This window comes from Nocardiopsis mangrovi, assembly GCF_042653925.1.
In the GTDB taxonomy this organism is placed as follows: Bacteria; Actinomycetota; Actinomycetes; order Streptosporangiales; family Streptosporangiaceae; genus Nocardiopsis_B; species Nocardiopsis_B mangrovi.
In genome coordinates this window covers 274494-299134 of sequence record NZ_JBHSFQ010000003.1, presented here as the reverse complement: position 1 = coordinate 299134, position 24641 = coordinate 274494, and the positions used below count along the sequence as shown (strand labels likewise).

The following is a 24641-nucleotide window of genomic DNA, read 5'->3' as shown; positions in this document are numbered from 1 at the left end:
GAAGCGTCAACACCGGCGGGCGCCTCCGCCTTCCGGCCGTCCACTGAGAGCGCAAAGGCGGTCGGGGCGGGAATACGGGACCAGGGGCCGCGGGTCCGGGCGCCGCGGCCCGGGGCGCGCCCCGGGTCAGAGGGAGCGCGCGAGCCGGCCGAGCGCGGCGCTGGTGGACCGGCCCTCGGTCAGCGGCAGCTCCCACGCCTCGGCCCCGAGGGCGGCGGCGCCGCGCCGCTTGCCGTCGGTGTAGGGGTCACCGGCGGTGAACGCCAGAGCGGCGGGGCCCATCGGGCGCAGCAGCTCGGTGTAGGGCTCCCAGTCGGCCGTCTCAGGCGGCCCGGAGATGATGAAGACCCCGTCGACACAGCGCAGCGACGCCAGCATCTCGGCGCGCTCGATGTCGGGGTTGACCGGCCGCTCCGGGCCCTTCCAGGAGCGCACCCGGGTGTCGTCCTCCACCCCGACGAGCAGCGGCAGGCCGCGGTCGCGGATCGCGGTCAGAAAACGCGCGTGGCCCACGTGCAGCACGTCGAAGGCCCCGGTGACGACGACGGGCGCGCTCGCCGTGTGGGGCCGGGAGAACCACTGGGAGACCAGAGCGGGCACGCGCAGCGGATCGGGATTCGTCATCACGCAACCTTCACGAACGGCTCAAGGGCTCGGTATCGCTCCCGGGCGCGCCCGCGGCGACCGCGCCCTCATCGCCAACATATCCGCACCGGCCACGCGTCGCCCGCCGCGCCCCGCTGGGCGCGGCAGAGGAGAGGACCAGGGGCGGGGAGACCCGGCCGACCTGGCCCTTCGAAAGAGGTGGAGCGGGCGACGGGAATCGAACCCGCACGACCAGCTTGGAAGGCTGGAGTTCTACCATTGAACTACGCCCGCGATGGCGTCAGGGCCCCGGAGTTTCCTCTAGACTCGTGGGGCCGACGGGGATAAGACTACCGTCTCCGGAGCGCGGGTCGTCCACTCTCCGGGCGTCGGCGCACGGTCCACGGGGAGTAGCGCAGCTTGGTTAGCGCGCATGCTTTGGGAGCATGAGGCCGCGGGTTCGAATCCCGCCTCCCCGACGAAATCGCTTGTGGCGCCCGGTGCGGCTCGTGCGCGGGCCCTGAGGGCCCGCATATCTGCCCTAGACTTGGCGTGATCAGCAGGAAAATCGCGAATTCAGTCAGTCCTTCATCAGGCCCCACGGCCCGGTGACCTGTGTCGGCCGGCGGGCTCACGCGTGGATACGCGCACCGCGGGCCGGGCAGTGTCCCGTGCGTGCCGGGCCGTCCCGGACACCAGCCGGAAATCTAGGAGTACCGCCCCGTGAAGACCGATGTCGAGGAGCTCAGCCCGACCCGGGTCAAGCTGACCATCGAGGTTCCTTTCGAGGAACTCGACCACGCCTTCGACGTGACTTACAAGTCGCTCGCCAAGCAGGTCCGGATCAAGGGCTTCCGCCCGGGCAAGGCGCCGGCTCGGCTGATCGACCGTTACGTCGGCCGCGGAGCGGTGATCAGCGAAGCGGTGAACCACGCCGTTCCGGAGCTCTACAACGAGGCCATCCAGAAGGAGGACATCTTCGCGCTCGGCCAGCCCGACGTGGAGGTGACCAAGCTGGAGGACAACGACCAGCTCGCGTTCACCGCCGAGGTCGACATCCGGCCGAAGTTCGAGGTCACCGGGTACGAGGGCATCGAGGTCACGGTCGACGACGCCGAGGCCACCGAGGAGCAGATCGAGGACCAGGTCGGCAACCTGCGCGAGCGCTTCTCCACGCTCGTCGGCGCTGAGCGCCCCGTCCAGAGCGGCGACCACGTCTCGATCGACCTCTCCGCCGCCATCGACGGCGAGAAGCTCGACGACGTGCAGGCCAACGGCCTCTCCTACGAGGTCGGCACCAACACCGTCCTCGAAGGGCTCGACGACACCCTCGAGGGGATGTCCGAGGGCGAGTCCGCGACCTTCGCCACCAAGCTGGTCGGCGGCGAGTACGAGGGCCGCGAGGCCGACGTGACCGTGGCCGTCCACAGCGTCAAGGTCAAGGAGCTTCCGGAGCTCGACGACGAGTTCGCGCAGATGGCGAGCGAGTTCGACACCATCGAGGAGCTGCGCGCCGACGTCCGCTCCCGCCTGGAGCAGGTGCGCCGCCTCCAGCAGCTCTCCCAGGGCCGCGACCGCGCGCTGGAGAAGCTGGTCGACTCCATCGACATCCCGCTGCCCGACTCCGTCATCGACGAAGAGGTCAACCGCCGCCGCGAGAGCCTGGAGCAGCAGCTCACCCAGAGCGGGCTGACCAAGGAGTCCTACCTGGAGTCGCAGGAGCAGACCGAGGAGGAGTTCGAGGAGGAGCTGTCCTCCAGCGCCCGTTCGGCGGTGAAGGCCGGGTTCATCCTCGACCAGCTCGCGCTGCAGGAGGAGCTCTCCGCCGACAACAGCGAGCTGAGCCAGTACGTCGTGGAGCAGGCCCAGCGCATGGGCGTCTCCCCGGACCAGCTCGCCCAGCACCTGGTGGAGTCCAACCAGATCCGGGTGGCCTACACCGAGGTCGTGCGGGCCAAGGCCATGGACCTCGTGCTGCAGAAGGCGCGGATCACCGACGAGTCCGGCAACGTCGTCGAGCAGGAGGCCCCTGAGGCCGCGGCCGCCGAGGCCGAGGTCGCCGACGAGGCCCCGGCCGCCGACGCCGAGGACACGCCCGCCGAGGCCGAGCCTGAGGCCGCGGCCGACGGCGGGACCGCCGCCGAGGACAAGGACAAGTAGGCCGGCCGGCGACAGCGGACCGGGCCGCGCACCGCGCCGGTCCGGGCGGCACGCCGCGCCACGTGATAAGGCGCCGGTGGGGGACCATCCCACCGGCGCCTTTCGCGGTCTCGGCGCGGTCCGCCGCACCGGGGGCGCGCCACCCCGCCGGGAGCCTGCGCCAACAGCGAACACCCCTGTGAGCGCGCCCCAGCGGCCGTTCCCCCGCGCTAGTGTGATTTGACGGGACGAACCTCCGAGTGACCGCTCAAGGCGAAAGCAGGTGCCAGGGTGACCGAACAGCCTTTCACAGGCGTTCTCGACGAGATCCGCGCGGCGGGGGAGACCCCGCAGCCGACCGTCATCGAGCAGACCGCGCAGCGCTTGCTGCGCCAGCGCATCATCTTCATCGCCGATGAGGTCAACGACGCCATGGCCACCCGGGTGGTGGGCGACCTCCTGCTCCTCTCGGCCGAGGACCGCAAGCGCGACATCTCGCTCTACGTCAACTCGCCCGGCGGCTCCGTGACCGCCGGAATGGCGATCTACGACATCATGCAGTACATCCCGAACGACATCGCGACCGTCGGCATGGGGCTCGCCGCCTCGATGGGACAGGTCCTGCTCTGCGCCGGCACCCCCGGCAAGCGCTATGCGCTCCCGCACGCCCGCGTGATGATGCACCAGCCCTCGGCCGGTGTCGGCGGTACCGCCACCGACATCCGCATCCGGGCCGACGACCTGGTCTACGTCAAGGGCGCGCTCCTCGACATCATCGCGCACCACACCGGGCAGACCCGCGAGCAGATCGAGAAGGACGCCGACCGCGACCGCTGGTTCGCCGCGGAGCAGGCCAAGGAGTACGGCTTCGTCGACGAGGTCGTCGGCAGCCTCCAGCAGATCAACGCCGGCTGAGGCGCCCGCCGGCGCGTTCCATGGCCTGTACCTCCGACGAGTCAGCTTGAAAGGCGAAAGTTCCTGACATGAGCATTATCGGCAATTCACCCGCCAGCGCGTACGGAATGGCCCAGCAGCCGGCGCAGGCGCGGTACGTGATGCCCTCCTTCGTTGAGCGGACCCAGTACGGCATCAAGGAGATGAATCCGTACAACAAGCTTTTCGAAGAGCGCATCATCTTCGTCGGGGTGCAGATCGACGACACCTCCGCGAACGACATCATGGCGCAGTTGATCACGCTGGAACAGATCGACGCCGACCGCGACATCCAGATGTACATCAATTCCCCCGGCGGTTCGTTCACGTCGCTGATGGCGATCTACGACACCATGCAGTTCGTCCGCCCCGACATCCAGACGACCTGCATCGGGCAGGCGGCGACCGCCGCCGCGGTGCTGCTCGCGGCCGGGACCAAGGGCAAGCGGCTGATGCTCCCCAACGCCCGCCTGATCGTCCAGCAGCCGGCCACCGAGGCCACCTACGGCCAGGTCACCGACCTGGAGCTACAGGCTCGCGAGATCATGCGGATCCGTGACCAGATGGAGAACGTCCTGGCCCGCCACACCGGCCAGGACAAGGACACGATCAGCCGCGACATCGAGCGCGAGAAGGTCTTCACCGCCGAGGAGGCCGTGAAGTATGGGCTGGTCGACGACATCCTGCCGTACCGCAAGACGTCGCTCCAGTCCTCCCAGCCCGCGTCCACGAAGTAGGCGCGCGGGTCCGCCGCCGTTCGGGCCGGGCCGGGGGATCACACGCCGGGGGCCCCGGAGTGGTGAAGCCGGTCCGGTTCTTCGCTTAGGCTCGGATGAAGGACGCACAGATCGCCCCGCCCTCGGGCACATCGGGAGCGCATATCCTGCAAAAGCGGTAGCTTGCTCTGGTAGAGGGCACGTCATCCGTCGCACGGCGCGCCGGGTGGACGATGACGGGGTGGCCTACGTTTTAAGGAGTAGCTGGGTGGCACGCATCGGCGACGGTGGAGACCTGCTGAAGTGCTCGTTCTGCGGCAAGAGCCAGAAGCAGGTGAAAAAGCTCATTGCCGGTCCCGGCGTCTACATCTGCGACGAGTGCATCGATCTGTGCAACGAGATCATCGAAGAGGAGCTGGCGGACGCCACTGAGCTGAAGTGGGACAGCCTGCCCAAGCCCCGCGAGATCTACGAGTTCCTGGACTCCTACGTGATCGGGCAGGAGCAGGCCAAGAAGGCGCTGTCGGTGGCGGTCTACAACCACTACAAGCGCGTGCAGTCCGAGACGGACCGGCCGCGCGAAGAGGACGTGGAGATCGCCAAGTCCAACATCCTCCTCTTGGGCCCCACGGGTTCGGGCAAGACACTCCTCGCGCAGACGCTCGCCAAGATCCTCAACGTCCCGTTCGCCATCGCCGACGCCACCGCGCTCACCGAGGCGGGCTACGTGGGCGAGGACGTCGAGAACATCCTGCTCAAGCTGATCCAGGCGGCCGACTACGACGTCAAGAAGGCCGAGACCGGGATCATCTACATCGACGAGGTCGACAAGGTCGCCCGCAAGAGCGAGAACCCGTCGATCACCCGCGACGTCTCCGGCGAGGGCGTCCAGCAGGCGCTGCTGAAGATCCTGGAGGGCACCACCGCCAGCGTCCCCCCGCAGGGCGGGCGCAAGCACCCCCACCAGGAGTTCATCCAGATCGACACCACCAACGTGCTGTTCATCTGCGGTGGGGCCTTCGCCGGGCTGGAGAAGATCATCGAGTCCCGGGTGGGCAAGCAGGGCATGGGCTTCAACGCCGTGCTGCGGCCGGCCGACGAGGACTCCGCCGACGGCTTCTCCGAGGTCATGCCCGAGGACCTGCTGAAGTTCGGGATGATCCCGGAGTTCGTCGGCCGGCTCCCGGTCATCACCAGCGTGCACAACCTCGACCGCGCGGCGCTGATCCGGATCCTCACCGAGCCGCGCAACGCCCTGGTCAAGCAGTACCAGCGCCTCTTCGAGCTCGACAACGTCGAGCTGGAGTTCACCGAGGACGCCCTCGACGCCATCGCCGAGCAGGGCATCATCCGGGGGACCGGCGCGCGCGGGCTGCGCGCCATCATCGAGGAGGTCCTGCTCTCGGTGATGTACGAGGTGCCCAGCCGCGAGGACGTCGGCCAGGTCATCATCACCCGCGAGGCCGTGCTGGAGCACGTCAACCCCACCATCGTGCCGCGGGCCAAGCTGAGCCCCGAGCGCGAGGAGAAGAGCGCCTAGGGCGTGCGCCCAGGGCGGCGCGTCCGCCCACACGCGAAAGGGCCCCCGCGCGCGGGGGCCCTTTCGCGTGTCCGGCGTGTTCCGTCCGGTCTACTCGCCCATGACCTCGGCCATGCGGTTGATGTCGGCCTGCTGCTCGACCATCACGTCCGCGGCCATCTTCAGCGCATCGGGGTGCTTGCCCGAGGCGACCTCGTCCTCGGCCATGCTGATGGCGCCCTCGTGGTGGGCGGTCATGAGTTCGACGAACAGCTCGTCGAAGTCGGCGCCGTCGGCGTCCTCCAGGTCGGTGAGCTCGTCCTCGGTGGCCATGCCGGGCATCTCGGAGTGGTCGAGGTTCACCGGGCACTCGCTGTCGCCGCCGTGGTGGCCCTCCTCGCTCGGGCCGTTGGCACAGAACCCCTGGTGGTTGGGGTTCTCTTCAGCGGGGCCGTAGACGTTGGTGTCGAGCCAGCCCTCCATGGCCTCGATCTCGGGGCCTTGGGCGGCGCCGATGCGCTCGGCGATGAGACCGAGGTCGTCGTTGTCCATGCGGTCCTCGGCGAGGTCGGTCATGCGGACGGCCTGGCCGTGGTGCTCGATCATCATCAGCATGTACTCGACGTCGGCTTCGTTGTGTTGGATGGTCTCCGACGCGGCGTCGATCTGGTCCTGGGAGGCCGGCGAGGCGGATTCGCCCGGGGCGCCGGGGGCCAGGACGGGCGGGCCGTCGGCGGACTCCGTCGAGGAGCAGGCCGTTGCTCCGGTGAACAGGACGGCGGCTCCCGCCGCCAGAACCCAGCGCCGCACAGGGGCTCCTTCCAGCAGGGTCGTCGAAGCGGCCTCGTGAGCCGCTCTCCGTTGTCTACTCAGTCGGATGGTGGTTTGTCCAGTATGACGCTGATCTTGTGATCATCACGCAGCGTGTTTCCCTTGTTTGATTCGGCCGTTGATCTGGCCTTATGTCGCTTATTGTGCGTTTTGTGTTATTCGCGGCTGGTCATCCCTTCGTGGGGAAATGTATGTTCCTTCTGTTCAGACGGTGTGTACCGAGGAGGAACCCCCACATGCCGACATCCCCCGCGGCGTCCACGAGACGCCGGACAAGGCGCCGACTGCGGAACGCGGCCGTGGCCCTGCTGTCGACCGCCGCTCTGGGCGCGTCCCTGCTGTCGCCGGCCGCGGCGAACGCGCAGACGCCGCCCGACGAGATCGACAAGAGCGACAACATCGACCTGGTCGCGAACCTGCCCAAGCCCGAGGGCTTCGACGTCAGCAACTCCGACCTGGCCTTCACCGGCGATCACGTGATCGTCGGCAACTACAACGGCTTCGTGATCCACGACGTCTCCGACCCCGAGGCCCCGGAGATCAGCAGCGCCGTGCTGTGCGAGGGCGGCCAGGGCGACGTGTCGGTCAGCGGCGACCTGCTCTACTACTCCGTGGAGTACCCGCAGGTCAACGAGGAGTGCGGCTCGGGCGAGAGCACCGCCGAGGACCCCGATGCCTTCGAGGGCATCCGGATCTTCGACATCTCCGACAAGACCAGCCCCGAGTACATCGCGGCCGTGCCCACCGACTGCGGCTCGCACACCAACACCCTGCTCCAGGGCGAGGACAGCGACTACATCTACGTCTCCTCCTACGCCCCCTCCGAGCGGTTCCCCAACTGCCGGCCGCCGCACGACAAGATCTCCATCATCGAGGTCCCCAAGGACGACCCGACGTCGGCCGCCGTGGTCAGCCAGCCGGTCCTGTTCCCGGAGGGCGGCAACCACGACCAGGACAACCTGCTGCGTCCCACCGAGGGCTGCCACGACATCACCGTCTTCCCGGCCAAGGACATCGCCGCCGGAGCCTGCATGGGCGAGGGCGTGCTGATGGACATCAGCGACCCGCTGAACCCGGTGGTCACCGAGACCGTGCGCGACGACAATTTCGCGTTCTGGCACTCGGCGACCTTCACCAACGACGCCAAGGCCGTCATCTTCACCGACGAGCTCGGCGGCGGCGGCGCGGCGACCTGCAACGAGGAGACCGGCCCCGAGCTGGGCGCGGACGCGATCTACACGCTCAAGGGCAGGAAGAACCCCGAGCTGACGTTCGCCAGCTACTTCAAGATCGACCGGCACCAGTCCGACACTGAGAACTGCGTGGCCCACAACGGCTCGCTGATCCCGGTGCCCGGGAAGGACTACTTCGTGCAGTCCTGGTACCAGGGCGGCGTGTCGATCATCGACTTCAACAACCCGAGGGAACCGCGCGAGATCGGCTACTTCGACCGGGGCCCCGTCTCGGAGACGGAACTGGTCCGCGGCGGCACCTGGTCGGCGTACTACTACAACGGCTACGTCTACTCCTCGGAGCGGACCCGCGGGTTCGACGTGCTGAGGCTGGACGACCGCCGCCTGCGCGGTGCGGAGCGCGTCACCTTCGACGAGTTCAACCCCCAGAACCAGCCGCAGTACCGGGGCCGCTGACCCCGTCCGCGCGGCCGCGGGCCACGGTGCCGCCGACGGCGCCGTGACCCGCGGTTTCCGGGCGCCATCCGCGCTACGCTCAGCCGGACGCCCCGGTGCTTTTACCTGTTTTCGGTGTGTATCGGAAAAGAGGAGACCACATGCCGACATCCCCTAGCCCGGAACGGCGGCGCGGGCGCCGCCGGTTCGGGCGCATGAGCCTGGCCGCGGCCGGCGCGGCCGTCATGGTCGCGTCCCTGGCACCGGCGGCCGGTGCCCAGACCGCGGCCGACGACGTGATCACCAGCGACAACGTCGAACTCGTCGCCAACCTGCCCAAGCCGGCGCCCTTCGACAACGAGGCCGCGTACAACTCCGACCTGGCGTTCTCGGGCGACTACGCCATCGACGGGAACTACAACGGCTTCGTCATCTACGACATCTCCTCGCCCGAGGAGCCCGAGGTCGCCTCCACGGTGCTGTGCGAGGGCGGCCAGGGCGACGTGTCGGTGAGCGGCGACCTGCTGTACTTCTCGGTGGACTACCCGCGGGAGTCCGACGAGTGCGGGGCCCCCGCGAGCACCCCGCAGAACGCCGACGCCTTCGAGGGCATCCGCGTCTTCGACATCTCCGACAAGTCCGACCCGCAGTACGTGGCCGCGGTGGACACCGACTGCGGCTCGCACACCAACACCCTGGTCCCCGGCGAGGACAGCGACTACGTCTACGTGTCGTCCTACAGCCCGTCGGACCTGTTCCCCAACTGCAAGCCGCCGCACGACAAGATCTCCATCGTCGAGATCCCCAAGGACGACCCCGCCTCGGCGGCCCTCGCGGCCGAGCCGGTGCTGTTCCCCGACGGCGGCAACCCGTCCGGCACCCCGTCGCGCGAGACGTCGGGCTGCCACGACATCACCGTCTTCCCCGAGAAGGACCTCGCGGCGGGCGCGTGCATGGGCGACGGGATCCTGATGGACATCAGCGACCCGCTGGACCCGGTGGTCACCGAGACCGCGCGCGACGACAATTTCGCGTTCTGGCACTCGGCGACGTTCACCAACGACGCCAAGGGCGTCATCTTCACCGACGAGCTGGGTGGCGGCGCCGGCGCGGTCTGCAACGAGGAGACCGGGCCCGAGAGGGGCGCCGACGCGATCTTCACGATCAAGGGCAAGAAGGACCCGGAGCTCCGGTTCCAGAGCTACTTCAAGATCGACCGGCACCAGGGCGACACCGAGAACTGCGTGGCGCACAACGGCTCGCTGATCCCCGTTCCGGGCCAGGACTACTTCGTGCAGTCCTGGTACCAGGGCGGCGTGTCGATCATCGACTTCAACAACCCGAGGAGGCCGCGGGAGATCGGCTACTTCGACCGTCCGCCGTTCTCGGAGACCGAGAACGTCCTCAGCGGCTCGTGGTCGGCGTACTACTACAACGGCTACGTGTACTCCTCCGACATCCAGCAGGGCTTCGACGTCCTGAAGCTGAACGACCGGAGGCTGCGCCCGGCCGAGCGCGTCACCTACGACGAGTTCAACCCGCAGAGCCAGCCCCGGTACTCGCGGGGCGGCTGACCAGCGGCTGAAGGGCGGCCCCCCGCGCAGCGGGGGGCCGTTTCCGCTTTCTCTGAGTGATATGTGCAGGTAGAAGGGCGGGAAATTGTAAATTCCGGGTTATTGCGATAGGTCGCTCTGTACAACCGACTTGGCAAATGTGTAGTTTGTGGGTGTTTTGGTCCGCGTCGGAATGAGGAGTGCCAGTGCCGACATCCCCCGCGCCGTCGCAGAGACGGCGAACCCCGCACCGCGCCGGACTCGCCGGTGCCGCGATCGCCGGCCTCGTGCTGAGCCTGGTCCAGGCGCCGGCGGCGCTCGCCGACGCCAACCCGCCGGGTGAGGGCACCAGCAGCGACAACATCACGCACCTGGCGAACATCCCCAAGCCCTCGCCGGTCGACGGCACCAACTCCGACCTGGCGTTCACCGGTGACTACGCCATCGGCGGCAACTACGACGGCTTCGTCATCTACGACATCTCCACCCCCGCCGAGCCCGAGATCACCGCCACGGTGCTGTGCGAGGGCGGCCAGGGCGACGTGTCGGTGAGCGGCGACCTGCTCTACTTCTCGGTGGACTACCCGCGGGAGTCGGACGAGTGCGGGGCGCCCGAGAGCAGCCCGACCGACGCCGACGCGTTCGAGGGCATCCGGATCTTCGACATCTCCGACAAGGCCAACCCCCAGTACGTGGCCGCGGTGCGCACCGACTGCGGCTCGCACACCAACACGCTCCTGCCGGGTGAGGACGGGGAGACCGACTACATCTACGTCTCCTCCTACGCGCCCTCCGAGCGCTACCCGAACTGCCGGCCGCCGCACGACAAGATCTCCATCATCGAGGTCCCCAAGGACGACCCCGCCTCCGCCGCGATCGCCGCGGAGCCCGTGCTGTTCCCGGACGGCGGCAACCACGACCAGGACAACCTGCTGCGTCCCACCGAGGGCTGCCACGACATCACGGTCTTCCCGAGCAAGGACATCGCGGCGGGCGCGTGCATGGGCGACGGCCTGATCCTGGACATCGCCGATCCGCTGAACCCCACGATCATCGACCAGGTGCGCGATGAGAATTTCGCGTTCTGGCACTCGGCGACCTTCACCAACGACGCCAAGGGCGTCCTGTTCACCGACGAGCTCGGCGGCGGCGGCGCGCCGACCTGCACCGAGGAGATCGGCCCCGAGCGCGGCGCCAACGCCGTCTACAGCCTCAAGGGCGGCAACAGCCCCGAGCTGTCGTTCGAGAGCTACTTCAAGATCGACCGGCACCAGGGCGACCAGACCTGCGTGGCGCACAACGGCTCGCTGATCCCGGTGCCGGGCAAGGACTTCTTCGTGCAGTCCTGGTACGAGGGCGGGGTCTCGGTCATCGACTTCAACGACCCCGCGAACCCGGTCGAGATCGGCTACTTCGACCCCGACCCGCGGGTCGACCCGGAGGCGTTCGGGGGCGACACCTGGTCCACGTACTACTACAACGGCCACGTGTACTCCTCCGACATCGTCCGCGGCCTCGACGTGCTCAAGATCGACGACGACCGGCTGAAGGGGGCCGAGCGCGTCACCTACGACGAGTTCAACCCGCAGAGCCAGCCCGTCTACAGCCCCGGCAGGGGCTGACCGGCCCGTTTCCGGACGGCCCGCGGGGGAGCGCCTCCGCGGGCCGTCCGGCCCGCCGGGGTCCGGAGCCGGGGGCGGCACGCCGCCCGGTCGGCGACCGCCTAAGCTGAAGGGCGCAACCGACATGCCCCGACCTCCGGAGTACCGTGACCACCAACCCCGACTACCGAGCTGTGGAAGAGTCCATCCTCGCCCGCACCGGTGAAGCGTTCGCCAATCCGACTCTGGAGCGCATCGCCGGGCTGATGGACCTCCTCGGGCAACCGCAGCGCGGGTTCCGGGCGATCCACGTCACCGGGACCAACGGCAAGACCTCCACGGCGCGGATGATCGACGCGCTGCTGCGCGAGCGCCGTCTGCGGGTCGGCCGTTACACCAGCCCGCACCTGCACACCATGCGCGAGCGCATCGTCGTCGACGGCGAGCCCGTCTCCGAGGAGCGGTTCGTCGCGGCCTATGAGGACATCCGCCCCTACATCGAGATGGCCGACGCCGCCGATGAGATCCCGCTGTCCTACTTCGAGGTGCTGACGGCCCTCGCCTACTCGGTCTTCGCCGACACCCCGGTGGACGTCGCCGTCGTCGAGGTCGGCCTGGGCGGCACCTGGGACGCCACCAACGTGATCGACGCCGACGTCGCCGTGGTGACGCCCATCTCGATCGACCACACCCGGCTCCTGGGCGACACCGTCGAGGACATCGCCGTGGAGAAGGCCGGCATCATCAAGCCGGGCTCCATCGCGGTGCTGGCCCAGCAGCCGCTTCCGGCCGCCGAGGTGCTGATGCGCCGGGCCGGCGAGGTCGGCGCGCGGGTGGCCCGCGAGGGGCTGGAGTTCGGGGTGGCCCACCGCGACCTCGCGGTGGGCGGCCAGCGCATCGCGCTCAAGGGCCTGCGCGGCGGCTATGAGGACGTCCCGCTGCCGCTGTTCGGCGCCCACCAGGCGGGCAACGCCGCGGTGGCGGTCGCCGCCGTCGAGGCGTTCGCGGCGCCGGGCGAGGGCGACGACCGGCTCGATCCCGATCTGGTGGCCGCCGCGCTGGCCGAGGTGGAGTCGCCCGGCCGGCTGGAGATCGTGCGCACCGGCCCCACCGTCCTGGTCGACGCCGCGCACAACCCCGCCGGCATGGCAGCATCGGCGGCCGCGGTCGAGGAGGACTTCGGGTTCACCCGGCTGGTGGGCGTGCTGGCGGTCATGGCGGACAAGGACATCGAGGGCATCCTCGAACCCCTGGAGCCGCTGCTCGACGAGGTGGTGGTCACCCGTAACTCCTCGCACCGCAGCCTGGCCCCCGACGACCTCGCGGCCGCCGCCGCCGCGGTGTTCGGCCCCGACCGCGTGCGCACGGCCGCGCGCATGGACGACGCCATCGACACCGCCCTCGCCCTCGCCGAGGAGCACGGCGAGCCGAGCGGGGCGGGCGTCCTCATCACCGGCTCGGTGGTCACCGCCGGCGACGCCGCCCACCTGATCAAGGGGGAGTGACGATGCGGACGATCTGCGCCGTCGTGCTGGCGATCGAGGTCATCGTCATCGGACTCGCCGTGCCGGTCGCCATCCAGCTCGGCGGGTACCCGCCGGCGCTGGCCGGAGGGGTGTGGGGCGGACTGGCGGCGGCGGCCCTGGTCCTGGCGGCCCTCCAGCGCTACGCCTGGGCCCACTACGCGGGGTGGGCGCTCCAGGCGGCGTTCCTGGCGAGCGGGTTCCTGGTGCCCGGGCTCGCGGTGCTGGGCGTCGTCTTCACGGCGCTGTGGATCGCCGGCGTCCTCCTGGGCCGCCGCACCGACGCGATGAAGGCGGCGCACGGCGAGCCCGCCGGGCGATAGGGTTTTCCCGCCGATCGGCACTTCGAAACCCGTGAACCGAGGAGTACCACCGTGGAGCGCACTCTTGTCCTCATCAAGCCCGATGGCGTACGGCGCAACATCATCGGCGACGTCATCGCGCGCATCGAGCGCAAGGGCCTGAAGATCGTCGCCCTGGACCTGCGCACGCTCGACGCCGACACCGCGAAGACGCACTACGAGGAGCACGCGGCGCGGCCGTTCTTCGAGTCGCTGGTGGAGTTCATCACCGGCGGCCCGCTGGTGGCCATGGTGGTCGAGGGCGAGCGGGCCGTCGAGGCGTTCCGCGCCCTGGCCGGCGCCACGGACCCGGTCGCCGCGGCCCCGGGCACGATCCGCGGCGACTTCGCCCTCGAGGTGCAGCAGAACATCGTGCACGGGTCCGACTCCACCTACTCCGCCGAGCGCGAGATCAGGCTGTTCTTCCCGCACCTGGAGTCCTGAGCGGGACCTTGGCAAGGTGGCGCGCCGGGCTTCGCCCGGCGCTTTTTTGCTCTCCGGTCATGACAATGAATCGGTGTGTTGCGTAACGACATGACTGCGCAGCGTTACGATACGAGTACTGAATCCGCATCCGTGCTGGAACGAGTCCGTATTGACCGCCCCGTGGGTGCCACACCCGTTTTGCTGCCGCTGAGGACGTTCCATGACCAATAACCTCGCTTTTCTCGGCCGCGACATGGCGGTCGACCTCGGGACCGCGAACACGCTGGTGTACGTGCGCGGCCGCGGCATCGTGCTGAACGAGCCCTCGGTCGTCGCGGTCAACACCGCCACGGGCAAGATCGTGGCGGTCGGCATCGAGGCGAAGCAGATGATCGGCCGTACGCCCAGCAACATCACCGCGGTCCGGCCCCTCAAGGACGGCGTCATCGCCGACTTCGAGATCACCGAGCGCATGCTCCGGTACTTCATCCAGAAGATCCACCGCCGCCGGCACTTCGCCAAGCCGCGCATCATCGTGGCCGTTCCCAGCGGGATCACCTCGGTCGAGCACCGGGCGGTCAAGGAGGCCGGCTACCAGGCGGGGGCGCGCCGGGTCTACATCATCGAAGAGCCCATGGCCGCGGCCATCGGCGTCGGCCTGCCCGTGCACGAGCCCACCGGCAACATGGTCGTCGACATCGGCGGCGGCACCACCGAGGTCGCGGTCATCTCCATGGGCGGCATCGTCACCTCGCAGTCCATCCGCGTCGGCGGCGACGAACTCGACCAGGCGGTCATGAACTTCGTCAAGAAGGAGTACTCGCTGATGATCGGCGAGCGCACGTCGGAGGAGCTGAAGGTCGCGATCGGGTCGGCCTGCCCCACCGGGGAGGACGAGCTGCACGCCGAGGTGCGCGGGCGCGACCTCGTCACCGGCCTGCCCAAGACCGTGGTGATGTCGGCCGCCGACGTCCGCCAGGCCATCGAGGAGCCCGTCACCACCATCATCGACGCCGTCCGCACCACCCTCGACAAGTGCCCGCCGGAGCTGTCCGGCGACATCATGGACCGCGGGATCGCCGTCACCGGCGGCGGCGCCCTCCTGCGCGGCCTCGACTACCGGTTGCGCCACGAGACCGGCATGCCCATCCACGTCGCCGAGAACGCGCTCGACTCCGTGGCGATCGGCTCGGGCACCTGCGTGGAGAACTACGAGCGACTCAACCAGGTGCTCGTCCCGGATCGGCGGCGCTGATGCTCCCGCGCGGTACCTCCCGGGCGCGGATCGTCCTGGGCGCCCTGGTCCTGGTGGCGGCCGGCCTGGTCGTCATCGACGCCCGCGACAGCGAGAACCCCGTGAGCGCCCACGCCCGCGACGCGGGCGAGGCCGCGTTCCGGCCGCTGTCCGCGGGCGTATCGGCGGTATCGGGCCCCGCGGCACTCGCCTACGGCGCCTTGGCCGCCGCCCCGCGCGCGGCCGAGCGCATCGGTGAACTGGAGGGGCGCAACAAGGAGCTGGCCGCCGAACTGGCCGCCCTGGAGCGCGACGGCACCCGGTCGCGGGAACTCGCCGACCTGCTCCAGCTGTCCGGGCTGGGCGGCTATGAGATCGTGCCCGCCCAGGCCGTCACGCGGTCGGGGCCCCGCGGCTACGCCGACTCCATCACCCTGGACGTCGGCACCCGCGACGGCGTGCGGCCCGACATGACCGTGCTCAACGGCGACGGGCTGGTCGGCAAGGTGACCCGCGCCGGCCGCACCACCTCGACCGTCCTGCTCGTCACCGACCCCGGCTCCTCGGTCGGGGCCCGGCTGGAGGGCTCGCACAAGATCGGGGTGGCCGAAGGCACCTCGGGGACCGTCGGCGACGGCCGGCTGCTGCGGTTCGAGCTCATGGACGCCGACACCGAGATCGTCAAGGGCACCCGGATCGTCACCATGGGCTCGCACGACGGCGCCCCGTTCGTGCCGGGCGTCCCGATCGGCACCGTGGACAACATCGAGCAGACCCCCGGGGCGCTCAGCCGCACCGCCGGGATCGCCCCCATGGTCGACATCGGATCGCTCGACATCGTGGGGGTGGTGGTCGGCGGCCCGAAACGGGATCCCCGCGACTCCGTCCTGCCGCCCCGCCCTGACGTGCCCAAGAGCAAGGACGACAGGGGCAAGGACAAGGACGACCGGAACGACGACGGCGCCGGACGGGGCCGCGGCGCCGAGGGCAGGGGTGCCGAGGACAGGGGCGCCGAGGGCAGGGGCGAGCGCGGCCGCGACGAGGACACCGCCGACCCGGCCACGGGCCGCACCGGCGGCGGCACCCGCGACGAGTCGGAGGAGACCGGTCCGCCGCCGCCGGCCGGCGGCACCGAGGACCAGGTCGGGCCCGGTGCGGGCGGGGAACGGGGGACCACATGAAGGGCTCGGTGAGCGTGCTCGCCATCGTCCTGGCGGTCGTCGTCCAGGCCGCGGTGCTGAACCGGATCCCGCTCCCGGGCGGCGCGGCCCCCGACCTCGTCGTGCTGGCCGTCACCGCCGTCGCGCTCTACTGCACCCGCATCGCCGGCGCCGTCGCCGGGTTCGCGGCGGGCCTGGCGATGGACGTGCTGCCGCCCGCCGACAGCGAGATCGGGCGCGGCGCACTCGTGCTCTGCCTCGCCGGGTACCTCATCGCCGCCAACCGCGCCTCGGAGAAGCGCGAGGGCCTGCACCCCTACGCCACCGCCGCCATGGCCACGCTCGGCACCGCGCTGGTGTACGCGTTCGCCGGGGTGGTGCTCGGCGACCCGCGGATCACCTTCGGCGGCGTCGTGGTGGGCACGTCCCTCACCCTGCTGCTGACCATGGTCATCAGCCCACTCGTGCTCGGGCCCCTGGGGGCGATGCTGCGCCGGACCGCACGCGACCCCTACGCCGACTTCGCAACGCCGCCGTGGACCACCGGAGGGGTGGGCAGATGAGGAAGTGGATCGGGAAGTGGAGACGCGTGCGGGCCGACCGGGCCGAGGTGCCGCTGCTGCTCCGGCGCCCCGGCCGCGGCGGCATGCTCGCCGCCCAGATCCTGGTCATCGCCCTGTTCGCCACCCTGGTCGGACGCATGTGGTACCTCCAGGTCCCGATGGCCGACCACTTCCGCGAACTCGCGGAGTCCAGCCACAACCAGACCCTCATCGTCCCGGCCACCCGCGGCCAGATCCTCGACTCGGTCGGGCGGCCCCTGGTGCGCAACCGCACCGAGCTGGTGGTGTCGGCGGACTACCACACCCTGACCTCGCAGGACGACGGCGGCGACGCCGTCCTGCGCCGGCTGTCCGACGTGATGGACATTCCGTTCCAGGAGCTGCGGCAGCGCACCCGGCTGTGCAGCCCCACGGTGGGCCGACCCTGCTGGCCGGGCTCCCCCTACCAGCCGATCTCGGTGGCCGAGGACGTCGACCCGCGGGTCGCCCTCCAGATCATGGAGCAGCAGGACAAGTTCCCCGGGATCTCCGCGCAGCCGCAGGCCGTGCGCATCCACGCGAAGGGCGGCGACGCCGTGCAGGCGCTGGGCTACCTGCAACCGATCACCGCTGCGGAGCTGGAGGAGCGCGAGGACCTGCGCTCCCAGTTCACCGGCATCGACCAAGTGGGCCGCGACGGCGTCGAAGCCGTCTACGACGAGGAACTGCGCGGCACCGCGGGCCACCGCCGCTACGGCGTGGACCACATGGGCAACGTCACCGGCCTGGTCGAGGAGAAGCCCTCCGAGCCCGGGATGCACCTGGTGACCAGCATCGACTCCCGCGTCCAGGACATCGTGGAGAAGGCCCTCGCCAACGGTGTGCAGAAGGCGCGCGGCGAGGGCAACCCCGCCGACGCCGCCGCGAGCGTCGTCATGGACGTGCGCACCGGCCGCGTGGTCGCCCTGGCCAGCCTGCCCACCTACGACCCCGGGGTCTGGGAGGGCGGGATCGATCAGGAGACCTACGACGAGCTCCTCAGCGAGGAGGCCGGACAGCCGCTGATCTCGCGCGCCGTGCAGGGGCAGTTCCCGCCGGCCTCCACCTTCAAGGTGTCCTCGCTGGCGGCGGCGGCCGAGAACGGCTCGCCCCTCGACGCCAAGTACGGGTGCCCCAGCTCCATCCGGGTCGGCGGGCGCGGCTTCCAGAACTACGAGGGCGGCGCCTTCGGCAGCATCAGCCTGCACCGCGCCATCGTGATCTCCTGCAACACCGTCTTCTACACCCTCGCCTACGACATGTGGCGCGCCGACGGCGGCACCCGGCCCAAGCCCGATGCCGAGAACGACATGGCGAACATGGCCCTGGGGTTCGGGTTCGGCGAACCGACCGGGGTCGACCTGCCCCACGAGGTGCCCGGCCGCATCCCCGACCGCGAGTGGAAGCGCGAGTACTGGGAGGCGGGCCGCGAGGACGCCTGCCGGCGCGCCGAGGACGGCTACCCCGACGTCGCCAAGACCGACCCCGGCCACGCCGACTACCTCAAGCGCGCGGCCGCGGAGTTCTGCACCGACGGCGCCTCCTGGCGCGCCGGCGACGCCGTGAACTTCGCGATCGGACAGGGCGACGTCCTGGTCACCCCGTTGCAGGTCGCGCGGGCCTATGCCGCGATCGCCAACGGCGGGACCCTGTGGGAGCCGCGCGTGGGCAAGGGGTTCATCTCGGCCGACGGCAAGCAGAGCCGCGAGATCCCCCCGGTGAAGGCCGGTGAGCTGCCCATCAGCGACGACACCATCACCTACCTCCAGAATGCCCTGGAGCAGGTGCCCAAGGAGGGCACGGCCAAGGCCGCCTTCGACGGCTTCCCGCAGAGCGAGGTCTCCATCGCGGGCAAGACGGGGACCGCCACCCTCACCGGGCTCAAGGAGTCGGCCTGGTTCGCCTCCTACGCTCCGGCCGACGACCCGCAGTTCGCGGTGGTCGTCCTGGTGTCCCAGGGCGGAACGGGCGGCGTCGTGGCGGCGCCGGTGGCCCGGGAGATCTACGACGGCATCTACGGTTTCGCCGCGGAGAAGAAGGACGAGAGCCTGCCCGACGCCGAGCTGGCGCGCGCCGCCGACCTCGCGGCGGGCCGCACCGCGGGGGCCGGTGAGCCCGCCGTGCCCGGCGGGGCGCCGCCGGCCGAGCTGCCCACTGTCCGGCCCGACGGCAGCGTCGTGCCGCCCGCGGGCTACGAGAAGTAGGCCCGCATGGCCATCCCGTGGAAGGGGTATCCGCGATGACCGCCCCCGCCCGCTCCTACCTGACCCGGGTCACCGCGGCGCTCCCGCGCCGGATCGACCGCACGCTGGTGGGCTGTGTCGCCGCCCTGTCGGTCACGGGCCTGGTCCTGGTGTGGGCCGCCACAGCGGGGTCCGACGACCCGGCCGAGGCGACCGGCTTCCTGGAGCGCCAGCTCGTGCACCTGTTCATCGGAGGGACCGTGTGCCTGGGGGTGGCGTCGGTCGACTACCGCCTCCCGCGGGCCTACGCCCCCGTCCTGTTCGTCCTGGCGGCCGTGGGACTCGGGCTGGTGCTCACCCCGCTGGGCGCGGTCATCAACGGGTCGCGCTCGTGGGTGGTCATCGGCGGGTTCCAGGTGCAGCCGGGCGAGGTCGCCAAGCTCGCGCTCATCCTGGGCGTGGCGATGCTCCTCGGCGAGCCGCGCGACGGCGAGTTCCGCCCGACAGGGCGGGACGTGCTGTTCAGCCTGGCCGTCCTGGCGGTCCCGCTCGGGCTGATCATGGCCCAGCCCGACCTGGGGACCGGGATGGTGCTCGGCAGCGTCTACCTGGCCATGCTCGCGCTGTCGGGGGCGCCGGCGCGCTGGATCGGGGGCCTGGTGGCGTGCGGCGTGGCCGGGGCCTTCTGCGTGTGGTGGTTCGGGCTGCTCAAGGCGTACCAGATCGCGCGGTTCACCAGCTTCGTCGACCCCACCTCCGACCCGCAGGGCACCGGCTACAACGCCAACCAGGCGCAGATCGCGGTCGGGTCGGGCGGGCTCAGCGGCAGCGGGCTGTTCCAGGGCGAGCACACCAGCGGGCAGTTCGTCCCCGAGCAGCACACCGACTTCATCTTCACGGTCGCGGGGGAGGAGCTGGGGTTCATCGGTGGCACCGTCATCCTCGCGATGCTGGCAACGGTCGTGTGGCGCGTGCTGCGCGTGGCGGTCGGCTGCGAGGAGCCCTACGGGCGCCTGGTGTGCGTCGGGGTCGCGACCTGGCTGTGCTTCCAGACGTTCATCAACATCGGCATGACCCTGGGGATCATGCCGATCACCGGCCTGCCCCTGCCCTTCGTCTCCTACGGCGGCACGGCGACCATCGCCAACCTCACCGCGATCGGTCTGGTCCTGGGGATCCACGCGCGCGAGCGCGGGTACGTGTGAGTCTCGTGGTGGTTAAGCTGATGAGACGTTCCGCAGGCTAATGAGGGGTCGGCCATGCCCATCGAAAGCGTCTTCCCGCGACTGGAGGAGCTGCTCCCGCAGGTGCAGAAACCCGTCCAGTACGTCGGCGGCGAACTCAACTCCGTCGTCGGCGACTGGGACGCCGCGGAGGTCCGCTGGGCGCTGATGTACCCCGACGCCTACGAAGTGGGCGTCCCCAACCAGGGCGTGCAGATCCTCTACGAGGTCCTCAACGAGCGCGACGGCGTGCTCGCCGAGCGCACCTACGCGGTCTGGCCGGACCTGGAGAAGCTCATGCGCGAGCACGGGGTCCCGCAGTTCACCGTCGACGCCCACCGGCCCGTGGGCGCCTTCGACGTGTTCGGTGTGAGCTTCGCCAGCGAGATGGGCTACACCAACATGCTCACGGCGCTGGACCTCGCCGGGGTGCCGCTGCGCGCCGCAGATCGCGGCGCGGACCACCCCGTCGTGCTCGGCGGCGGCCATTCGGCCTTCAACCCCGAGCCCATCGCCGACTTCCTCGACGCCGTCGTGCTCGGCGACGGCGAGGAGATCGCGCTCGCCATCACCGAGGTCGTCCGGGAGTGGAAGCGCGACGGCCGCCCCGGGGGGCGCGACGGCCTGCTGCTGCGCCTGGCCGAGAGCGGCGGCGTCTACGTGCCGCGGTTCTACGACGTCGGCTACCTGCCCGACGGCCGCATCGCCGGCTACACCCCCAACCGGCCGGGCGTGCCGTGGACGGTGCAGAAGCACACCGTCATGGACCTCGACAAATGGCCCTACCCGAAGCGGCCCATCGTGCCGCTCGCCGAATCCGTGCACGAGCGCTACAGCGTGGAGATCTTCCGCGGGTGCACCCGCGGCTGCCGCTTCTGCCAGGCCGGGATGATCACCCGGCCGGTGCGCGAGCGCAGCAAGGACACCGTCACGGCAATGGTCGAGCAGGGCGTCAAGGCATCGGGCTTCCAGGAGGTCGGCCTGCTGTCGCTGTCCAGCGCCGACCACACCCAGATCGGCGACATCGCCAAGGGCCTCGCCGACCACTACGAGGGCACCAACACCGGGCTGTCGCTGCCCTCTACCCGCGTCGACGCCTTCAACATCGACCTCGCCAACGAGCTGACCCGCAACGGCCGCCGCTCAGGTCTCACCTTCGCTCCCGAGGGCGGCAGCGAGCGGATGCGCCGGGTGATCAACAAGATGGTGACCGAGGCGGACCTCATCCGCACCGTCACCGCCGCCTACGCGGCGGGCTGGCGCCAGGTCAAGCTGTACTTCATGTGCGGCCTGCCGACCGAGACCGACGACGACGTCTTGGCCATCGCCGACCTCGCCACCGAGGTCATCCGCACCGGGCGCGAGGTCACCGGCCGCTCCGACATCCGCTGCACGGTCTCCATCGGCGGGTTCGTGCCCAAGCCGCAGACCCCGTTCCAGTGGGCCGGCCAGACCCCCGCGGACGTCGTCGACGCCCGGCTGCGCAAGCTGCGCGACGCGCTGCGCGCCGACCGCCGCTACGGCAAGTCGGTGGGGCTGCGCTACCACGAGGGCCGGCCCTCCGTCATCGAAGGGCTCCTCTCGCGCGGCGACCGCCGCGTGGGCGCGGTGATCGAGGAGGTCTGGCGCGCGGGCGGCCGCTTCGACGGGTGGAGCGAGCACTTCTCCTACGACCGGTGGGCCGAATGCGCCGAGAAGGGGCTGGCCGAGCACCCCGTCGACCTCGACTGGTACACGGTGCGCGACCGCGACCAGGACGAAGTGCTGCCCTGGGACCACCTCGACGCCGGGCTCGACCGCTCGTGGCTCTGGCAGGACTGGCAGGACGCCCTGCACGGCGAGGAGTCCGTGGAGGTCGACGACTGCCGGTGGAACCCCTGCTACGACTGCGGCGTGTGCCCGAGCATGGGCACCGAGATCCAGATCGGCCCGCCGCCCGGAGGAAAGCTGCTGCCATTGACGGTGACCAACAGGTAACCGAGTCGGATCCTGTGAGCCTTCTGGAATGCACACTGCCCACGTGTCTCGGTTGATCGGCCTAGGTTCTTTGGGGGGCGAATGCGCGAGTTGGCATATCTGTCGACGGCGAAGCTTGACGAGCACCAGGACGAGGGGAGCCGCTGGTTCTCTGGACGGCTCATCGAGGTGGAGGTATCCGCTCTGTGGGCTCGTTTGCGCTTAGCGTTCGGTGGGGCCCAGGCTGGTGCGGATTCACCCGCAATGCGCCTAAATCAGGTGATTCGTGAACTCCAAGGGAAGTATCAGGCACACAACGTCGTACCAGCCTCGTGCGACCCCCTGATGGCTCGTGACTGGATGGAGTTCACCGGCCTCTTCCGCTATGGTCCACGACTACGTGACCTGGGTCTCATTGACCGTGGGGTGTACACCTTCATCTCGCTTGAAGACAGTTCGTGCTCACTGAGTCGTGGTGAGGAGCAATGCCCAGGCATCGAACTCATCCTGTGTGGCTCGCGCCAGCATGTCTTGACCGAGCATGATTGCTCGCCTACCCGGATGGGGTCGGGATCTGACTGGCTGCATGATCTAGCCGCCGAGCTAGTCGCGAAGGAGGACCGCGGCGACCTCTCATTTCCCGACCGCCTGTCGTCCACAAGTGGAGGGGACCAGGAATTTGCTGCGCGCTCTAGCTACAGCATGATGGCGGACTATTGCGACGGTCCCGCCTACTTCCATGGTCATGCCCGAGTCCTGTGCAACTTTCCTCCGGACCGCTTCCAGCATCGCTTGATCGTGGCTACGCCGTTGTACGTAGAGGTCGCTCGTCGCCCTGAGTCCCCAGTAGTGGGCGTAGCATCCAGGCGCTTCACGCGTAACTGGCGAAACCTGCTGCGTCCACGGAGGTAAAACGGCGTTGCGCTTCAGGCGCCTACTTAGCCACCCAGCTGTAGACGTGGGTCCATCTACCTGAGTATGGGCACCGAGATCCAGATCGGCCCGCGGCCTGGAGGCAAGCTGCTGCCTCTGTCCGTGGTGTGACACCAATGGTGAGGCGACGAGCGCGCGGAGGCGTGGCCGCTTTTGGCCCGAGACCCTTTCGCGGGGCCGGTGGAGGCGAGCGTGACCGGGCGACACCGCCGGGAGGGTGAGCGGGTGTGTCCCGGCGGGCGCACCGTTGTGGCCCCGGGAAACACCGCGGCCCCGGTGGCCGCCAAGGCGGCCGGCCCGGGGCCGGTGTGGATGAGTATGGCCCGGCGCCCCGCTCGCGCCGGGCCATACGTGTAGTAAGACGGATGGGGTGGCCGGGTGGTTTGCATGGAGGGGGCAATTGCTCGAAGAAAATTTGGGCGATCGGGGAGGCGCAGGTCACGGGGGCGGGTCCGGCGGGGACGGGCCGGTGTTCCGCGGGCGATCCGCGGACCCGAACGCTTTTCAACAGGCTCCGCGGGGGGAACAGCACATACGTGTGTGATCCGGCTACCGAGTGCGGCATCATCCGGTCATCCGCCGCAACGCCCGTGATGTGCGAGGTGGCGGCCTTGATCCCGGGCCGGTGGCGCGTCTCCCCCGGTGCGCACCGTACGCTGATGTAAGACGTGAATCTCCCGGCCGGGGGTCTCAGGACGCACCGGGCCCCTGAACGGGAGACATTGAGGAAAGGAGTAGCGCTGCCCCCCGCACCTGAGGGCATCACCTCGCCCTCCACCGGACGCCCAGGCCAGCGGTTGCGAGTCCGTTACGCCAAGCGCGGCAGAATGCGGTTCGCGAGCCATCGCGACATCGCCCGCGCATTGGAACGGGCGCTGCGCCGGGCCGGGGTCCCCGTCGCGTTCTCAGCGGGGTTCACGCCACATCCGAAGATCTCCTATACCGGTGCCGCCCCCACGGGGGTGGCCAGCGAGGCGGAGTACTTCGAACTCACGCTGGCCGAGGCCCGCGACCCCGGGCAGGTGCGGGCCCGGCTCGATGGCGCGATGCCCGACGGGCTCGACATCGTCGAGGTCGTCGCGGCCGCGGAGGGCGGTCTCGCCGACCGCCTGGAAGCATCGGAGTGGAAGGTGGAACTGCCCGGCGTCGCCCCCGACGACGCCGCGGCGGCGGTGGCCGCGTTCATCGCGGCCGATACCGTGGAAGTGGAGCGGCTCACCAAGAAGGGCCGCCGCCGCTTCGACGCCCGCGCGGCCGTCCTCCATCTGCGGATGGACGGGCGCGCCACAACTGAGCGACACGAGACATATGCCATACTTCGGATGGTCGTACGGCACACGACACCTGCTGTCCGACCAGACGACGTGGTGACCGGCCTTCGTCAGGTCGCCGGCCTCGCGCCGCCGTCATCGCCATTGATGACCCGGCTGGCGCAGGGGCGACTCGACGAAGCGTCCTACGCGATCGCCGATCCGCTGATAGCGGATGGCCAGGCGGATCCGGAGGGACGCGCGGAGCAGATACCGCGGCCGTCCTCGCCCACGCGGAGCGCACCTGATGCGTGAGTTCCTTTGGG

At 69.9% G+C, this 24641-nt stretch carries 19 protein-coding genes, 2 tRNA genes and 1 pseudogene; 19 read left to right on the top strand and 3 right to left on the bottom strand.

All coding sequences use genetic code 11. The features are described from left to right. Positions 1-126 precede the first annotated feature (126 nt). Both ACFO4E_RS05220 and ACFO4E_RS05215 read right to left on the bottom strand, forming a co-directional pair. Positions 127-624, bottom strand: coding sequence for an adenylyltransferase/cytidyltransferase family protein (locus ACFO4E_RS05220; RefSeq protein ID WP_378571859.1), 498 nt, complete (start codon positions 622-624; stop codon positions 127-129). 181 nt (positions 625-805) lie between these two features. Further along, positions 806-879 (bottom strand) — tRNA-Gly (locus ACFO4E_RS05215). Between the two features lie 110 nt (positions 880-989). Between ACFO4E_RS05215 and ACFO4E_RS05210 the strand changes: the two genes are divergently transcribed. The 5 genes from ACFO4E_RS05210 to clpX all read left to right on the top strand — a co-directional run bounded on the left by ACFO4E_RS05210 (position 990) and on the right by clpX (position 5913). Beyond that, positions 990-1064 (top strand) — tRNA-Pro (locus ACFO4E_RS05210). A gap of 244 nt (positions 1065-1308) precedes the next feature. After that, positions 1309-2745, top strand: a complete 1437-nt coding sequence (gene tig / locus ACFO4E_RS05205) for a trigger factor (RefSeq protein ID WP_378571858.1) — start codon at positions 1309-1311, stop codon at positions 2743-2745. Positions 2746-3051: 306 nt separating this feature from the next. Then, entirely contained in the window at positions 3052-3639 is a 588-nt protein-coding gene (locus tag ACFO4E_RS05200) for an ATP-dependent Clp protease proteolytic subunit (protein WP_378538213.1), read from the top strand. 68 nt (positions 3640-3707) lie between these two features. After that, positions 3708-4394: an ATP-dependent Clp protease proteolytic subunit gene (locus ACFO4E_RS05195; protein WP_378571857.1), complete on the top strand. Its 687-nt coding sequence runs from the start codon at positions 3708-3710 to the stop codon at positions 4392-4394. 247 nt (positions 4395-4641) lie between these two features. Further along, positions 4642-5913, top strand: a complete 1272-nt coding sequence (gene clpX, locus ACFO4E_RS05190; protein WP_378571856.1) for an ATP-dependent Clp protease ATP-binding subunit ClpX — start codon at positions 4642-4644, stop codon at positions 5911-5913. A gap of 90 nt (positions 5914-6003) precedes the next feature. Here clpX and ACFO4E_RS05185 read toward each other — a convergent pair whose 3' ends face one another. Continuing rightward, complete coding sequence (locus ACFO4E_RS05185) at positions 6004-6702, bottom strand: DUF305 domain-containing protein (RefSeq protein WP_378571855.1); 699 nt, start codon at positions 6700-6702, stop codon at positions 6004-6006. A gap of 257 nt (positions 6703-6959) precedes the next feature. Here ACFO4E_RS05185 and ACFO4E_RS05180 point away from each other — a divergent pair, with 257 nt between their 5' ends. From ACFO4E_RS05180 to ACFO4E_RS05115, 14 genes and pseudogenes are all read left to right on the top strand, one after another. Then, complete coding sequence (locus ACFO4E_RS05180) at positions 6960-8372, top strand: LVIVD repeat-containing protein (protein ID WP_378571854.1); 1413 nt, start codon at positions 6960-6962, stop codon at positions 8370-8372. Between the two features lie 140 nt (positions 8373-8512). Continuing rightward, the gene (locus ACFO4E_RS05175; protein WP_378571853.1) at positions 8513-9925 is read left to right on the top strand and encodes an LVIVD repeat-containing protein; all 1413 of its coding nucleotides are present in this window, start codon (positions 8513-8515) and stop codon (positions 9923-9925) included. Positions 9926-10110: 185 nt separating this feature from the next. Next, positions 10111-11526, top strand: a complete 1416-nt coding sequence (locus ACFO4E_RS05170; RefSeq protein ID WP_378571852.1) for an LVIVD repeat-containing protein — start codon at positions 10111-10113, stop codon at positions 11524-11526. A 185-nt stretch (positions 11527-11711) separates the two neighbouring features. Beyond that, entirely contained in the window at positions 11712-13010 is a 1299-nt protein-coding gene (locus ACFO4E_RS05165; protein WP_378571968.1) for a bifunctional folylpolyglutamate synthase/dihydrofolate synthase, read from the top strand. Between the two features lie 2 nt (positions 13011-13012). Beyond that, the gene (locus ACFO4E_RS05160; protein WP_378571851.1) at positions 13013-13351 is read left to right on the top strand and encodes a DUF4233 domain-containing protein; all 339 of its coding nucleotides are present in this window, start codon (positions 13013-13015) and stop codon (positions 13349-13351) included. A gap of 51 nt (positions 13352-13402) precedes the next feature. Then, complete coding sequence (gene ndk / locus ACFO4E_RS05155; RefSeq protein WP_378571850.1) at positions 13403-13813, top strand: nucleoside-diphosphate kinase; 411 nt, start codon at positions 13403-13405, stop codon at positions 13811-13813. 202 nt (positions 13814-14015) lie between these two features. Next, positions 14016-15050, top strand: a complete 1035-nt coding sequence (gene mreB / locus ACFO4E_RS05150) for a rod shape-determining protein (protein ID WP_378571849.1) — start codon at positions 14016-14018, stop codon at positions 15048-15050. Further along, a pseudogene (gene mreC, locus ACFO4E_RS05145) lies at positions 15050-15934 on the top strand (rod shape-determining protein MreC); the annotation flags it as partial. The gene mreB and the pseudogene mreC, both read left to right, overlap by 1 nt. 272 nt (positions 15935-16206) lie before the next feature. Next, complete coding sequence (gene mreD, locus ACFO4E_RS05140) at positions 16207-16752, top strand: rod shape-determining protein MreD (RefSeq protein ID WP_378571848.1); 546 nt, start codon at positions 16207-16209, stop codon at positions 16750-16752. Next, positions 16749-18974, top strand: coding sequence for a penicillin-binding protein 2 (mrdA, locus tag ACFO4E_RS05135; protein ID WP_378571847.1), 2226 nt, complete (start codon positions 16749-16751; stop codon positions 18972-18974). The genes mreD and mrdA overlap by 4 nt, the downstream gene beginning before the upstream one ends. A 35-nt stretch (positions 18975-19009) precedes the next feature. Further along, entirely contained in the window at positions 19010-20158 is a 1149-nt protein-coding gene (gene rodA / locus ACFO4E_RS05130) for a rod shape-determining protein RodA (RefSeq protein WP_378571846.1), read from the top strand. A gap of 54 nt (positions 20159-20212) precedes the next feature. Beyond that, positions 20213-22153 carry a TIGR03960 family B12-binding radical SAM protein gene (locus tag ACFO4E_RS05125; RefSeq protein ID WP_378571845.1) on the top strand — a complete coding sequence of 647 codons (1941 nt, stop codon included), beginning with the start codon at positions 20213-20215 and terminating at the stop codon, positions 22151-22153. Positions 22154-22234: 81 nt separating this feature from the next. Beyond that, positions 22235-23044 carry an SAVMC3_10250 family protein gene (locus tag ACFO4E_RS05120; protein ID WP_378571844.1) on the top strand — a complete coding sequence of 270 codons (810 nt, stop codon included), beginning with the start codon at positions 22235-22237 and terminating at the stop codon, positions 23042-23044. Positions 23045-23892: 848 nt separating this feature from the next. Next, positions 23893-24630 (top strand): TIGR03936 family radical SAM-associated protein, encoded by a 738-nt coding sequence (locus ACFO4E_RS05115; protein WP_378571843.1) that lies wholly within the window; start codon positions 23893-23895, stop codon positions 24628-24630. The last annotated feature ends 11 nt before the right edge of the window (positions 24631-24641 follow it).

What these genes read in the sequence shown, in the direction of transcription:
- ACFO4E_RS05120 (WP_378571844.1), top strand. Translation starts at nt 22,235, where the DNA reads ATGCGCGAGTTGGCATATCTGTCGACGGCGAAGCTTGACGAGCACCAG.
- ACFO4E_RS05180 (WP_378571854.1), top strand. Translation starts at nt 6,960, where the DNA reads ATGCCGACATCCCCCGCGGCGTCCACGAGACGCCGGACAAGGCGCCGA.
- ACFO4E_RS05175 (WP_378571853.1), top strand. Translation starts at nt 8,513, where the DNA reads ATGCCGACATCCCCTAGCCCGGAACGGCGGCGCGGGCGCCGCCGGTTC.
- ACFO4E_RS05115 (WP_378571843.1), top strand. Translation starts at nt 23,893, where the DNA reads ATGCGGTTCGCGAGCCATCGCGACATCGCCCGCGCATTGGAACGGGCG.
- mrdA (WP_378571847.1), top strand. Translation starts at nt 16,749, where the DNA reads ATGAGGAAGTGGATCGGGAAGTGGAGACGCGTGCGGGCCGACCGGGCC.
- mreB (WP_378571849.1), top strand. Translation starts at nt 14,016, where the DNA reads ATGACCAATAACCTCGCTTTTCTCGGCCGCGACATGGCGGTCGACCTC.
- ACFO4E_RS05195 (WP_378571857.1), top strand. Translation starts at nt 3,708, where the DNA reads ATGAGCATTATCGGCAATTCACCCGCCAGCGCGTACGGAATGGCCCAG.
- ACFO4E_RS05220 (WP_378571859.1), bottom strand. Translation starts at nt 624, where the DNA reads ATGACGAATCCCGATCCGCTGCGCGTGCCCGCTCTGGTCTCCCAGTGG.
- mreD (WP_378571848.1), top strand. Translation starts at nt 16,207, where the DNA reads ATGAAGGGCTCGGTGAGCGTGCTCGCCATCGTCCTGGCGGTCGTCGTC.
- ACFO4E_RS05125 (WP_378571845.1), top strand. Translation starts at nt 20,213, where the DNA reads ATGCCCATCGAAAGCGTCTTCCCGCGACTGGAGGAGCTGCTCCCGCAG.
- ACFO4E_RS05160 (WP_378571851.1), top strand. Translation starts at nt 13,013, where the DNA reads ATGCGGACGATCTGCGCCGTCGTGCTGGCGATCGAGGTCATCGTCATC.
- rodA (WP_378571846.1), top strand. Translation starts at nt 19,010, where the DNA reads ATGACCGCCCCCGCCCGCTCCTACCTGACCCGGGTCACCGCGGCGCTC.